This is a genomic window from Pseudoalteromonas sp. SCSIO 43101, assembly GCF_023650775.1.
Lineage (GTDB): Bacteria > Pseudomonadota > Gammaproteobacteria > Enterobacterales > Alteromonadaceae > Pseudoalteromonas > Pseudoalteromonas apostichopi.
Genome location: NZ_CP072674.1, coordinates 655105 through 668260 on the forward strand (window position 1 = coordinate 655105; position 13156 = coordinate 668260).

Here is a 13156-nt window from a genome sequence, read left to right on the forward strand (position 1 = left end):
AGTTATGTACATAAATACGAATATTATGCGATTAGTCGCAGTGAGTTTGCATCAGGTGTTTACTCAAGCCACAATGCACAAAAAACCAAGGAGTACACAATGACAACATACGGTATTGGCACACAAACGCCAGAGCAGGCGCTTGACTCTTTGTCAGATATGACAACAGATTTAACCCCTATTCAAAATGACGAATTTCATGCGCGTATCGCAAAAGCACAAGCGTATATGCAAGCAAATAACATTGATGCAATATATTTAAATGCAGGCACTAACCTTGCTTATTTTACTGGTATGCGTTGGTACGCAAGTGAGCGTTTAGTTGGCGCTATTTTACCTGCTAAAGGTGATGTGCAATATATCGCACCGTTTTTTGAAATCGGCAGCTTAAACGACTTTATGGTGATTGATGGCCCAATTCGAGGCTGGCAAGAGCACGAAAACCCATACCAACTATGTGTTGAAGTACTGTCAGAAATGGGTATTAGCAAAAATGGCACCCTTGGTATTGATGAAAGCGCACAGTTTTTCATCTACGACGGCATTAATAAAGCTAATGGTAATTATAATATTGTTAACGCACAGTGCGTAACAGCTCACTGCCGCATGCATAAATCAGCCAATGAACTTGCCTTAATGCAACGTGCTATGGACATGACTTTAGAAGTACACAAAGCAACGGCGAGCATGCTTTATGAAGGTATCACCACTACTGAAGTAGAAGCCTTTATTAAAAAAGCCCACCAAAAAGTCGGTGCACCGGGTAACTATTTTTGTATTGTGCTATTTGGTGTTGCGTCGTCTTTCCCGCATGGCGTTAAAAACCCACAAACCCTTAAAAAAGGTGATGTGGTACTGATTGATACTGGCTGTAAAGTACATGATTACCTCTCTGACATTACCCGTACTTATGTATTTGGTGAAGCAACCGAACGTCAACGTATGTTTTGGCAACACGAGAAAAATGCCCAACTAGCCGCTTTTGCTGCAGCAAAAATTGGTGAGCCATGTGGCAAAGTAGATGATGCTGCAAGACAGTACTTAGCTGAAAATGGCCTGGGACCAGAGTATCAAACACCAGGCTGCCCACACAGAACAGGCCATGGCATTGGTTTAGATATTCATGAATGGCCATACCTTGTTGGTGGTAACCCTACTCCACTCGCAACAGGTATGTGTTTTAGTAATGAACCTATGATTGTTGTACCTGATGAGTTTGGTATTCGCTTAGAAGATCATTTTTATATGACAGACGAAGGCCCGCGTTGGTTTACCGAGCCAGCTCATAGTATTGACGACCCATTTGGCCTAGCTAAATAAAATCTAAATAACTATTAAAAGGTCAGCTATCTGGCCTTTTTTTGTGTCTAAATTATTACATTTTTTAACAGTGTATATATTTTTGAGACAATCTATCAGCTTTTATCATGTTATGATTTTAACAATTTAACCTAACATAATTACGGAGAATAAATGGGTTTACGTTTTAAAGTTCCACATACCTTGATACTGCTGCTTGGCATGATGGTTGTTGCGCTTATTGCTACATGGTTAGTACCACAAGGTTTTTTCAGCACCACACTGAGTGAATCTGGCCGCGAAATGGTCGTTGCGGGTACCTATCAAACGGTTGCTGAACGCCATTACTTAACCCCATGGGATTTATTACAAGCCATACCTCGTGCATTTGCTGCTGCTCAAGATGTTATTTTCTTTGTCTTAATCGTTGGCGGCGTATTAGCTGTTGCACGTGCCACAGGCACTGTTGATGCACTCATTGGTAGGCTTTTAGAGCGACACGGTAAAAAGCCGCAGCGATTAATCTTTATGGTGGTATTTTGCTTTGCTTTGGCATCAAGCAGTATCGGTACCGCCGGTGAATATATTCCTTTTGTTATTATTCTCGTTGCGCTGTGTAAAGCAATGCGCCTAGACGCAATGACTGCCGTAGGTATGATAGTCGCGGGTTATGGTATTGGTTATGGTGTATCGGCATTTAACCCATTTACCGTATTAATCGCACAGCAAATTGCAGGTATTCCAGTTTACTCAGGCTTGTGGTTTCGTTTAGCTATATTTATTCCATTTGTGCTCATTGGTTTTCATCATGTTTGGCAATACACAAAAAAGGTAGCGAATGATCCGTCTAAATCAATGATGATTGGCGTGCCTTGCCCACTGGAAAATCAAACAGCAACAAGTTACCCAGCACTTGCCCTGCGCCATAAACTTATTTTAGGAAGTTTTATCATTACCCTTGCAATTGCAGTATGGGGTATAGCAACTAAAGGCTGGTACTTATACGAGCTAGGCGGTGTTTTTATCGCTTGGGGTGTCGTTGTAGCCATTTTAGGCAAATTATCTGCTGATGAAGCAGCAAACAAATTTATAGAGGGCGTGTCTGATCTTGTTACCACCGCAGTTTTAATCGGTGTTGCACGCGGTATCGCACTTATTTTAGAAGACGGTCAAATCCTGCATAGCCTTGTACATGGTATGTCGTTACCGCTTTCTTATGTATCAGCTGAAATATCAGCAATAGGCATGTTAGTTATTCAAACCTTACTTAATACCTTTATTCCATCAGGTTCAGGACAAGCTTATGTCACTATGCCATTGATGGCCCCACTTGGTGATTTAGTGGGTGTCCCAAGACAAGTTGCCGTGCTTGCTTATCAATTTGGTGATGGCTTTTCAAATATGATCATTCCGACCAATGCTGTACTAATGGGCATTTTAGGGATGGCAGGTGTGCCTTACGGCCATTGGTTTAGATTCTGTTTACCACTGCTGATTAAACTAATGGTCGCAGCATCAGTTGTATTAGTATTAGCTGTAATGTTTGGCTATGGCTTAGATGTGCAGCCCACACTAAATTAAGTTAGTTGATTTTAAAAAAGCGCCCTAGGCGCTTTTTTGTTGTGTTTTGAGTTCTTTTTAGCAACACATTTTTGGATCAAATGAGTTGGAAATGAATGACAGCTCTGTACAAAGTCAGAGCTTCATCCGTAACTCACTGCTGTCGGATAGACGACACCTGTTACCAAGTGTCGCCCTCCTAAGAACCGTACGTGCAACTTTCACTGCATACGGCTCAAGCCTTCACGAAGGCACCTAATTGGTACCCAGCAACTTATAAAGCAGCGAGATTAGGCTCATTCCAAGAGTTGCGGCATTGCCTCTTTGCTTTTCTCTTTGCCAAGTATTCTTGGTATAAAGGATCAAAAGGCGTAGCTTCACTCCTGATTTTCACATGTCTCTCTATTGGCACCTTAGCTATTTGAAATAGATTAAACTGACAATCCATGTTCATGTTCATGTTCATGTTCATGCTCTTCTGCCAACCGTGAAATTGCCATTGGCCTCGACGGTTGATAAAGTACTTCATGGCGATCCAAGTTTTTGATTTTGTTGGATGACGCCTTTTAGCCCAATGCCATAACGCTAGAAATAGTTTGTGGCTCACATATCCGAATACTTGTTTGGCAACGCAATGGCGATAGTAATTCGACCAACCCCTGAGTTTCGGATTTATCAACTTGATTAGATCGTTAACGGGGGTAGTTGCGTGCTTTTTAATGAGTTCGCGCAAGTTACTCAGAAATATTAACGTGTTAGATTTGCTCGGTTTAATGAGCAGTTTTCCTTTGTACTTCCTATGGTTAAAGCCTAGGAAGTCAAAACCACGGCTAATGTGGGTAATGTGCGTTTTCTCTTCGGAGAGCGTTAAGCCTCTATGTGCTAAGAAGTCAGCAATCAACGGTTTGATATCGTTCTCCAGCACGTCCTTTGAAGTGCATGTGACTACGAAATCATCGGCGTATCCTATAAAGTTGGCTCTCGCCCCATTTTTAAGTGCGGTGGACTTAATGCGTTGCTCAAGACCTGCAAGAGTCATCAGCATCAAGGTTGGAGATATGATCCCGCCTTGTGGTGTTCCCTCGTCAGTGCGATAGAACAGCCCTTTGTCCATAAAACCAGACTTTAACCATTGTTCCAACATTCGTTTATCTACAGCTATATTATTCATAAGCCATTGATGCCCAATCTTGTCGAAACAGGCTTTGATATCTCCCTCAAGAACCCATTGCGCGGATTGCTTTTTACTCAAACAGAGAAAACACTGAGCAATAGCATCAGCAGTGCTTCTATTGCGCCGAAATCCGTAGCTATTTGGGTCAGCAAGTGTTTCTGACACAGGCTCTAGTGCAAGAAGGTGAAGCGCTTGTAGCGCTCTATCGACCATGCACGGGATACCCAAAGGTCTGAGCTTGCCGTTTTTCTTAGGGATGTAGATACGCTTGAGCGGTTTGGCTTGATAAGCCTTTCTGCTCAATTGATTGACTGCTTTCATGCGGCGCGTATCCGTATTCCAGATGACGCCGTCTATTCCGGGCGTTTTACTGCCTTTGTTTTGTGATACTCGCTTAACAGCAAGAAGTTTTGCCGAATGCGAGTGAGTCAGTATCCACTGCAACGCTTTCGCTTTGCTGTGTTTACCTTCTCTTGTTGCTTTTGCAATACGCATCTGAAGCTTTAAAACGTGCGACTCAACAGTTTTCCAATTTATGGATTGCCATTGAGCACTGTCAGGGGAGGCACTAATCTCTTTTGAAATCATCATTTGCGTTTCTCCTTGAATAAAGTTCTTCAAATTCTCTTGCAACGGAAGACCAGTCGGAAGTCAGCTCACTTTCGTGCCAGACAGACGTCTGTATCTGCATCATTACAATCCAGCCTTTGCTTTCTCCAACATCCTCTACCTGCATCACTATCGGCTATATAAGCTTTCCCAAAGGGAGTGATACAGGCTTACCGTGTTCCGTATGTTGCGCAATGTCAGGTTAGATGCCCGCTATAGTGCGGAGAGTTCAGTGATCACGAAAGAGCATGGGGCAATCTCTTTCCGACTCTCGTGCCTTTTGGCTACAGCGTATTAACCACTTCCGCTGTTTCATCGTATAACGCACCTTACGCGGATTCACTTATGTTCATCATACTGACTGCCTAGCACTCACCCGATTTGTGGTTATCAGGAGGATCGTCCTCTCACGATTAAGATCCCGATTGGCGCATACCAACCTTCGTTACATTGTCAGAGCCGCTACTTTATTCTGGCTCCTAGGATCATCTGGTGATACAGATGGTTCACTCATTAAGCGGTGAACAGCGCTTCATACGACTTCACGTCGCACGCCCCAAGACGTGTTTAGGCGAATTACTCAAAAGAGCGAACTTCGGCCATTCAAAATTGCTTTTCTATTTCGTCAAAGTATATTGCTTGCATAGTCAGGAAAGCGACCCAATCGCTCTTTTTTGTCCTGAGACAAAAGCTAGAACTACTGCATTTTAGTCTTAATGGCAATTAGTTAAGAAGTTTGTTACAAATGAGTCATTCAGAAAAGCGAGCGACACTGTGTTAGAAAAACGCGCGATTCGCTCGCTATAGACATGTCATGTTTCAAAGGGAAAAGTTGACTTATGAGTTATAGATTTGGAAATAAACTACTTTTTATTTTATCCGTTATAGTTTTTATTTATAGCCTGTTCAGTATTTTCGAAATGCAATTTTCAGCATTTGGATTTAGCGTTAAACTTAATGAAAATCCTGTATTATTTTATTTCATTGTAGGTGGCTTATTAATGGCCTCAGGCTTTACGTTACTAATAAAGACCTTAGAATTTGCCAAAAGCAAAACTCAACGAGTTGAAACATAACAAGCCATTGCAGTGCGGGGCGCTATAAAGCAACGAGGCATCAGAATTTTGGAAATGCATTTTGTATTTACTTCCTCTAGAGGACTAATTGAATCAGCAGAATATCTGCCGGCACACACTGAAGATGATGATGCATTCTTCAATTCAAATAAATACTCCTTTATCTTAGTTGCTGCCGCTTCATTGGAAAGCTTGCTTAATGAAGGCATCATCTCATGGGCTTTTCGTCATTTCCCTAAAGCTGATCACAAAAGACATGCAACAGCGTTTCTTTCAATGAACTTAAGTAAAAAGTTAGATGTATTAGGGTTCCTTTTATCATCTGGTAAGCTCATTACAGACAATGAAAGTAAAATTTATCAGACTTTGATTAACTTAATAAAACTCCGAAATGAAGTGGCACATAGCAAGGACTTTTATAAAGAAACGGACATTGATTATGGTGAGCTAGATAAAGATGGTGGTAGAAGTTTCCTTTTACCTTATGATATTTCTAAATTAATGAATAATCACCCTCTAAGTATTGAGCAAGAAAAGTGTCAATTCATTGTGTCGTCATTGAAGCACTCTGCAAGATAACTTTAAACATTCAAAATGTGGTCATTAATGAACGTAATGACCACAAAATTAATCCAAGTTTCATTCATTATATTCAACTCGATTTCTGCCATTTTTCTTTGCACGATATAGAGCTAAATCAGCACGTTCAATTACTGTTAGCGTATTATCATCACTGTGATTAATCGTCACTCCACAGCTGACTGACAATCTTTTTTCGTGAAAATAAATACCATTTATATCTGTAATAATGGTCGTTGCAACCTCTTTTGTTTCATCTAAGGTTGCCCCTTCAATGATGATTACAAACTCTTCGCCACCCCAACGAGCACATAGCGCTTTACTTGGAGATACTGACTTTAATTTATTTGAAACAATGACAAGCGCTTTATCGCCTTCCAAGTGACCATAGGTATCGTTTATTTCTTTAAAATAATCAATGTCTAGTAGTATGAAACCAAAATTCGAGCTTTTTAGTAAACTGGAAAGCGTTCTATCTAGTTTTTCTCGATTAAACAATCCCGTGAGTTTATCGGTTTCAGCGAGTTTTTTAATAAGCTGATTTTTCTCAGCCAACGTATCATAAGCAGCAAACCGAGTTTTTTCATAGAAACGAAATAAGACAATGTGAGCAATGGCAACTTCAATAATATTAAAAACAGAGCCAAGGCCAATTTTAAGAGGTTCCGGATTCTGTGAGTGTTCATAAACTATAAAAGCACACACTGCAAAAGCAAACGCACTAAGTAAACTTCCCCAATTTCGACCTACTAAATAAAATGAAAATGGAGGAATTAATGTTGCCCAAATAATGAATAGGCCGCGCCGTTAATTGAGATAATAAATGTCAGTATTAAACTGTTAATCAATAACACCACAGCCCATGAAACCGCTTTAATTTTTGAGCTTTTAATGAACCAAACATATAGTAAAATAGACAAAGTTAGCCCAACCGCATCAAGCAAAGCGAGTTCATAGCTGTTGAATTTAAAGATATTGATAACAGTCAGTACAAAGAAGTACACAGTACATATCAATAAAGAATGGGCGATCAAACGGCTTCGCCAAAATAGCTCAGGACTATTGTGGTGTGCTGGAATGTTTTTATACCAATATTTGAGCATAATAAACTCTACTTCGTAATAATCAAACGCGAGCAATGCTCTAAAAGCAAAAGCTCAGTCCTGTCACTTTATCATAGAAAAACTTTTTAGAACTGAGCACATTTTTTCTCTATTTCTTATCACTGTTAACTATATGTAAATCACGTTGAGGAAATGGGATGGTAATTCCTTTGCTCTCCACTTTATCTTTAATTTTACGCTGTGTTTGCCAATATATATCCCAATAATGTGGTGTAGCGACCCAAGCACGAAGCTGCAAGTTAACAGAGCTATCTGCTAATGTGTGTACTAAATACTGAGGGGTTGGCTCCATTAGAATTCGAGATTCTTCATCGACAAGCTCCTTTAACGCTGCTAGACCATCTTCAATTGAGTCACCATAAGAAATACCTACTGTTATATCCATACGGCGCTTATCGTTTCTAGTAAAGTTTTTTATCGCATTTGCCCAAACGGTGCTATTTGGAATTGAAACAAAAACGCCATCAGCAGTTTCAAGGACTGTGGTAAATAGCCCTAAATCTTTTACACTGCCTGTATAGCTTGATACTTCAACAAACTCTGACTTTTTTAGTGGCTTTAGGAAAAGTAGCATGACTCCTGCAGCCACATTACTGAGCGTATCTTTTAACGCTAGACCAATCGCTAAGCCTGCGGCACCGACGAGTGCAACAAGGCTTGCCGTATTAACTCCAAATAAATCTAAAATAATCACAATTGCAATTAAATAAACCACATAGCCTGAAAGCGTGGTAAGCAGTTTTGTAATGATTTCATCTTGCTTGCTCAGTCTGTAAACACCTTTATGTACGGCACGTTTTAGTAATTTTGAACAAATATTTGCCCCAATAAAAATGAAAATAGTCAGCAGCGTATTCTTTGCTATTGCTATAAGTTGCAATTGATGCTCAGAAAAAAAGTTTATGATGGTGTCCATTGGTGATTTCCCTTTTAATATAAATAAAATATGCGCTTTACTCTAAACAATTTAGCGATAAATGTTATCTAATGATACTGGTAACTAAGTAGCCATTGTAAGCAATATAGGAAGCAAGCAAGATACCACCTTCCCAACGATTTATTCTGCCTTGTCGGCCAAAACCGTAAGCCATAACCAATAATATGACGGAAAGTACAAGCATCACACTCCAATCTCTGTAAAGTACGTCTGTAGAAATGTGAGGTATAGGCTCAATAATACCGGCGATACCAATTACGGCTAGGATGTTAAACATATTCGACCCCACAACATTCCCAATGGCGATGTCATGCTCTCCCTTTTTAGCGGCAATAATAGAAGCTGCAAGCTCTGGCAAAGATGTCCCTAATGCAACGATAGTTAAGCCGATAATAAGGTCACTGACACCCAGCGCAGTTGCAATTTCAACCGCTCCCCAAACAAGTATACGAGAGCTAATAATGAGTAATGTTAAACCCGCGATGAGCCAGAAAATTGCTTTCCCTAAAGACATGGCGTGACTTTTAAGCTCAGTATCAAATTCTGTTTTAAGGGTATCACTCGGTGATTTCATACCTGAATACACAGACCATACTAAGAACAAGACTAATCCGCCCAGCAACAGACTTGCATCAATCACTGATAAAGCGCCGTCATACAGCAAATACCCTAAAAAAAGTACGACAGCTAATAATAAGGGAAGCTCGTTTTTAACAATTTTAGACTGAACAGTGATAGGCGCAATGATGGCTGTTACACCAAGAATTAAGCTGATATTTACAATGTTGGACCCAAGTGCATTACCTAAAGCCAAGTCAGGGTTTCCATCACTTGCCGCCATGGCAGACACGACCATTTCAGGAGCCGAAGTCCCAAAACCAACAATGACCATACCAATTAAAATTGAAGGCAAGCCAGCATGGCCTGCTGTAGATGCCGCCCCTTCAACAAAGCGGTCTGCACTCCATACGAGTAAGGCAAACCCTGCAATAATAGCGGCTATAGCTAAAACCATGACTGAGCCCCCGCGATATCAATACCTGAAAGGTGTATGGCAGAGTTGTCTGGTCTATTTGCAAAATGAAGTGAACTTTGGCAGCGATGTAGTTTCATTATTTACCCTTAGGGCAGACTAGACTAAAAAGACAACAAACCATCTCTGCCCGAAATGACTCATTGCCTTAAGTCTTGTCAAAACCTGATACGGTTCGAAACTGCCACGAGCTATGTTGCCCGGAGACTGTTGACAGTTTCCTTGCTTAATGCAAGAGACTACTCCCCTAAGTTTTTCAAGAATAATCCATCCCTAATAATAATACAATTAGCTTGGCTCCCTTTTTTAAAAAATGATAAATATAAAGAATCATCAAAATAGGCCGATATAAAATTACATCACTAAATCAGGGACGTATTATGAAGGTTAATTCTGGAAGTTTACCGCAACCACTTAATATTCAAAATGTGACTTTAGAGTCACCTATAAATGGCAAGGCTCTTTTAGAAACTGAGCTTAAAAAATTGGCGGATGACGTATATCATGAAAGCGCGCCTCCAGAGCTAAACCAAACGTATACCAAACCGCTGACGATGACATCGAGCCAGATAGACATAACTAAAACAGTTGATGACTATATGCATGAGCTAGCTGTTGCTACTGGTGAATTATATTTGCCGGGAGGTAGTGTGCCTAAGGCGGTAGAAAAAATGCTGTCTCCCTATGACTCACTTCTTTCAGATATAAATCGGCAGAACCCTTCATTGGCCTATAAAAATTGGGGAATCGCTATAAACCAATCTGGTGCTTTAGAAGCGACAGGCACAATTACAGGTTTTGAAAAAGAATTCTTAGAAGAAAAACTAAATGATTCAAAGGAACTAGTAAGCACTATATCTGATTTTAAATCTAATTTTTTAAAATATATTGTGCCTGAAAACCGAGGTTATGGAAGGTATGATGTTACGGCTGATAATTTTCTAGGTGTTTTCGATTTTAGAGAAATGCTTGAAAGTTCAAGGAGCAATGACGACTTCAAAAAGACATGGGAATACGAAACTAATTGGTTAAAATTGAATGATAATATCTTGTCACAGTTAAAAAGAAACGCCACAAGTTATTAGGCTTAGTGCCCATATTGTGCTGAAATGAATTCACAGCGTTCCTTACTAAATACTACCATGTAGTGGCATACTTTTATGCCTTAATTTAGTCATGACTCTTCAAATATTTTAACGCGTTTATGTCCAAAAATGAGTTAAAACCTAGCGTTTTAACTCACTGAAATGAAAAGTTTAAGACTAACAACGTGTCTTTTTAAATTTAGTGTGGCTTTAAACTTTACGTTCTGTATAGCACTTTGATTACATGCCAACCAAAGCGCGTTTTAACTAGATGTGGTTCTAAGATTTCACCGCTGAATGCTACTTTGTCAAACTGTGGCACCATTTGACCACGTCTGAATTCGCCCAAGTCGCCGCCTTTTTTACCCGACGGACAGGTTGAATGTTTTTTAGCTAGAGTCTGAAACTTAGCGCCTTTTTTAAGTTGCTTGATAATGTCTTCAGCTTGTTCTTTGTGCTTAACAAGAATGTGCAGTGCGTGCGCTGTATTTGCCATGGGAAATCTCGAAAATTAAAACGCGCGTATTTTATCACGGCAATTAACACTGAGCCACTGCGGCTATTTATGTTTACCTGTTGCTTGCAAAAAACCTGTCACCAAACAAAATTGCGCTAAATAATAACTACCCATGATTGCGATATCTGCATGCTCTATTTCTAAATAAAAACGATTAAGGCCTAGTATAGAGTCTGATATTACAAACACGGCACCACCTAACACTAAAAAACCGTTCGATTTATCAGTCATCCAAGTAAGGCTTGCCATTATGGTGAGCACCAACATATAAAAAAGCACGGGAATGAGCATGTCATTCAGGTTTGGGTAGAATAAGCAAAAAACGATGATGGCCAAAAATAGATAAAGGAGTACAACGTCTAGTCGCCAGTTTTTAATTGGCAACATGGTAATGATATAAAAAGTGTGGCTTACAAAAAATGCCGCTAAACCGCCTATAAACAGTTGCCCCGTATCAAGGGCTAGCAACACATCACCTAGTGCTGAAAAACTAAGAGCGAATAATAAAGTAATAAAAGTTCGATTTTGTAGCTGACTGCGCGCTTTTAACACCATCACAATCAAAAGGCCGATTGGTAATGTTTTAAATAACGCCATAAAAGGCTGAGGTAATGCTGGCTGTAAAAGCAATAAAGCAATGTAAAACGTACTTAAGATTAGGAAGAGAATGTTCATATTCTTATTATTGTTGTTTGTTCCCAATAAAGAGAATAGCAAGCTTTACTTTAAATGTTTATAAAAAATGCTGCTTTTGTTTTTCTGACAATAACTTACACTTTGTTTGTTTGCCGAAAAACCGATAACGATGACGGCCAACCCAATCATACACACGATCGCGAAAGCCTTTTGGCAGTAGCTTGAACACGTTAGCGACAGAGAATGGAAAACCTAATTTCGTTGCGATAAATAATACAGCATCACTTTGTTTATATAGCTGGTTTTTATCAATCACTAACATTGAGGAAAGTGGATCTTTGACTTTATATGCCTTTAATAAACGCTCACCTTTATCGCTTTGCATGGGGCATAACTTAAAGGTAATTTGCTTATCAAAGCGAAGAATAAACCGCACACAAAAATGGCACAGATTGCACTGACCATCAAACAAAATGACTGGGCAGTTAGTACGCAAGTTTAACCGCTTACTTGTACAACTTGTTTACCTGTAAAACCACCAGCAAGTTGTTTATTTAAAGCAGCTGAAACAGCCTCAGCGGTAAAGTCTACGGCATGGATTTGCGGCAATTTGATCTCGCCTCGCGCTGCATTATCAAGTAATAAGTTACCCATAAAGCTTAATCTTTGCTGAGCACATAAACTGTTCGCAAGCCATGCACCACCTAACGATACAATGCCAATATTGGGAGCGCGTCTAAACATAAGTTCTTGTTCAAACTTAGGTAATTCATTTAAACAGGCGATGCGACCACAAAAACGCATTAGCTCAACGTTGCGAATGGTGGTATCGCCACCGATACAATCAAGCACCGCGTCAAAGCCCTGCGGACCAAGTTCACGACGAATTTTATCCTGGAGTTTAGGGTCATTATAATCAAACACAACATCAGCGCCTAATTGCTTAAGTAACTTATGATTGTGTTTGCTGGCAGTGGTAAACACAGTCGCACCACGTTGCTTAGCAAACTGAATAGCGAATTGGCCAACGCCGCCAGCACCGGCGTCAATAAACAGTGAATCCCCTTCGCTTAGCTGCAACTTATCAAGGGCGATTAATGCCGTCATACCTGAACAAGGTAAGGTTGCAGCGTCTGCCGGAGATACATTATCTGGCACAACAGATACTGCATAGTTAGGCACTGTAGTGTATTCAGATAACACACCTTGGTCACCAAGGCTGGCATGCCATACAACACGCGCACCAACACCAGGGAATACACCTTTATTTGCTTGAACAACCACCCCAACAGCGTCATGGCCCAAAACATGAGGGTAATGCCATTTGCAAAAGCCTTGCTTTGCAAAGTTGGCATCACCATGATTTAAGCCCACATATTCAACTTTAATCAAGAGCTCATTGCCTTCAGGGCTCGGTACTGGCACAGAAAGCTCAGATAACGCAATCGCGTCATTCGGCTCAATCAGTGCAAGCGCGCGCATTGTTGACGGAAGATCTGTAGTTTGTTGAATATGTGACATTTAATA

Annotated in this window: 13 protein-coding genes; 4 read left to right on the forward strand and 9 right to left on the reverse strand. The window is 40.2% G+C overall.

Features of this window, described 5'->3' with window-relative positions; translation table 11 throughout:
• The first annotated feature begins 99 nt into the window (after positions 1-99).
• Entirely contained in the window at positions 100-1320 is a 1221-nt protein-coding gene (locus tag J8Z25_RS19950; RefSeq protein ID WP_250662138.1) for a M24 family metallopeptidase, read from the forward strand.
• Positions 1321-1473: 153 nt separating this feature from the next.
• The gene (locus J8Z25_RS19955) at positions 1474-2880 is read left to right on the forward strand and encodes a YfcC family protein (protein WP_130052455.1); all 1407 of its coding nucleotides are present in this window, start codon (positions 1474-1476) and stop codon (positions 2878-2880) included.
• Between the two features lie 253 nt (positions 2881-3133).
• Here the strand turns inward: J8Z25_RS19955 and ltrA are convergent, their stop codons facing one another.
• Positions 3134-4624 (reverse strand): group II intron reverse transcriptase/maturase, encoded by a 1491-nt coding sequence (ltrA, locus tag J8Z25_RS19960; RefSeq protein ID WP_130050855.1) that lies wholly within the window; start codon positions 4622-4624, stop codon positions 3134-3136.
• Positions 4625-5766: 1142 nt separating this feature from the next.
• On the opposite strand from ltrA, the gene J8Z25_RS19965 reads away from it, so the two are divergent.
• Positions 5767-6297, forward strand: a complete 531-nt coding sequence (locus J8Z25_RS19965) for a hypothetical protein (RefSeq protein WP_130052456.1) — start codon at positions 5767-5769, stop codon at positions 6295-6297.
• A gap of 60 nt (positions 6298-6357) precedes the next feature.
• On the opposite strand, the gene J8Z25_RS19970 is transcribed toward J8Z25_RS19965, so the two are convergent.
• The 4 genes from J8Z25_RS19970 to J8Z25_RS19985 form a co-directional block, all read right to left on the reverse strand.
• The gene (locus tag J8Z25_RS19970) at positions 6358-7002 is read right to left on the reverse strand and encodes a GGDEF domain-containing protein (protein WP_250662139.1); all 645 of its coding nucleotides are present in this window, start codon (positions 7000-7002) and stop codon (positions 6358-6360) included.
• A gap of 68 nt (positions 7003-7070) precedes the next feature.
• Positions 7071-7400 (reverse strand): hypothetical protein, encoded by a 330-nt coding sequence (locus tag J8Z25_RS19975; RefSeq protein WP_250662140.1) that lies wholly within the window; start codon positions 7398-7400, stop codon positions 7071-7073.
• Positions 7401-7509: 109 nt separating this feature from the next.
• Positions 7510-8337 (reverse strand): mechanosensitive ion channel family protein, encoded by an 828-nt coding sequence (locus tag J8Z25_RS19980; RefSeq protein WP_250662141.1) that lies wholly within the window; start codon positions 8335-8337, stop codon positions 7510-7512.
• A gap of 64 nt (positions 8338-8401) precedes the next feature.
• Complete coding sequence (locus J8Z25_RS19985; protein WP_130052459.1) at positions 8402-9373, reverse strand: calcium/sodium antiporter; 972 nt, start codon at positions 9371-9373, stop codon at positions 8402-8404.
• A 398-nt stretch (positions 9374-9771) separates the two neighbouring features.
• On the opposite strand from J8Z25_RS19985, the gene J8Z25_RS19990 reads away from it, so the two are divergent.
• Complete coding sequence (locus tag J8Z25_RS19990; protein ID WP_130052460.1) at positions 9772-10476, forward strand: hypothetical protein; 705 nt, start codon at positions 9772-9774, stop codon at positions 10474-10476.
• A 217-nt stretch (positions 10477-10693) separates the two neighbouring features.
• Here J8Z25_RS19990 and ppiC read toward each other — a convergent pair whose 3' ends face one another.
• From ppiC to J8Z25_RS20010, 4 genes are all read right to left on the reverse strand, one after another.
• Entirely contained in the window at positions 10694-10972 is a 279-nt protein-coding gene (gene ppiC, locus J8Z25_RS19995; RefSeq protein ID WP_055021968.1) for a peptidylprolyl isomerase PpiC, read from the reverse strand.
• A gap of 63 nt (positions 10973-11035) precedes the next feature.
• Entirely contained in the window at positions 11036-11668 is a 633-nt protein-coding gene (locus J8Z25_RS20000) for a lysoplasmalogenase (RefSeq protein ID WP_130052461.1), read from the reverse strand.
• Positions 11669-11726: 58 nt separating this feature from the next.
• Entirely contained in the window at positions 11727-12125 is a 399-nt protein-coding gene (locus tag J8Z25_RS20005; RefSeq protein WP_130052462.1) for a thiol-disulfide oxidoreductase DCC family protein, read from the reverse strand.
• 2 nt (positions 12126-12127) lie between these two features.
• Entirely contained in the window at positions 12128-13150 is a 1023-nt protein-coding gene (locus J8Z25_RS20010) for a zinc-binding dehydrogenase (protein ID WP_130052463.1), read from the reverse strand.
• Positions 13151-13156 lie beyond the last annotated feature (6 nt).

Bases quoted from the DNA above. Each gene is read 5' to 3' on its own strand.
- ppiC (WP_055021968.1), bottom strand. From the start codon at position 10,972: ATGGCAAATACAGCGCACGCACTGCACATTCTTGTTAAGCACAAAGAA.
- J8Z25_RS20000 (WP_130052461.1), bottom strand. From the start codon at position 11,668: ATGAACATTCTCTTCCTAATCTTAAGTACGTTTTACATTGCTTTATTG.
- J8Z25_RS20010 (WP_130052463.1), bottom strand. From the start codon at position 13,150: ATGTCACATATTCAACAAACTACAGATCTTCCGTCAACAATGCGCGCG.
- J8Z25_RS19980 (WP_250662141.1), bottom strand. From the start codon at position 8,337: ATGGACACCATCATAAACTTTTTTTCTGAGCATCAATTGCAACTTATA.
- J8Z25_RS19985 (WP_130052459.1), bottom strand. From the start codon at position 9,373: ATGGTTTTAGCTATAGCCGCTATTATTGCAGGGTTTGCCTTACTCGTA.
- J8Z25_RS19955 (WP_130052455.1), top strand. From the start codon at position 1,474: ATGGGTTTACGTTTTAAAGTTCCACATACCTTGATACTGCTGCTTGGC.
- J8Z25_RS19950 (WP_250662138.1), top strand. From the start codon at position 100: ATGACAACATACGGTATTGGCACACAAACGCCAGAGCAGGCGCTTGAC.
- J8Z25_RS19990 (WP_130052460.1), top strand. From the start codon at position 9,772: ATGAAGGTTAATTCTGGAAGTTTACCGCAACCACTTAATATTCAAAAT.
- J8Z25_RS19975 (WP_250662140.1), bottom strand. From the start codon at position 7,400: ATGCTCAAATATTGGTATAAAAACATTCCAGCACACCACAATAGTCCT.
- ltrA (WP_130050855.1), bottom strand. From the start codon at position 4,624: ATGATGATTTCAAAAGAGATTAGTGCCTCCCCTGACAGTGCTCAATGG.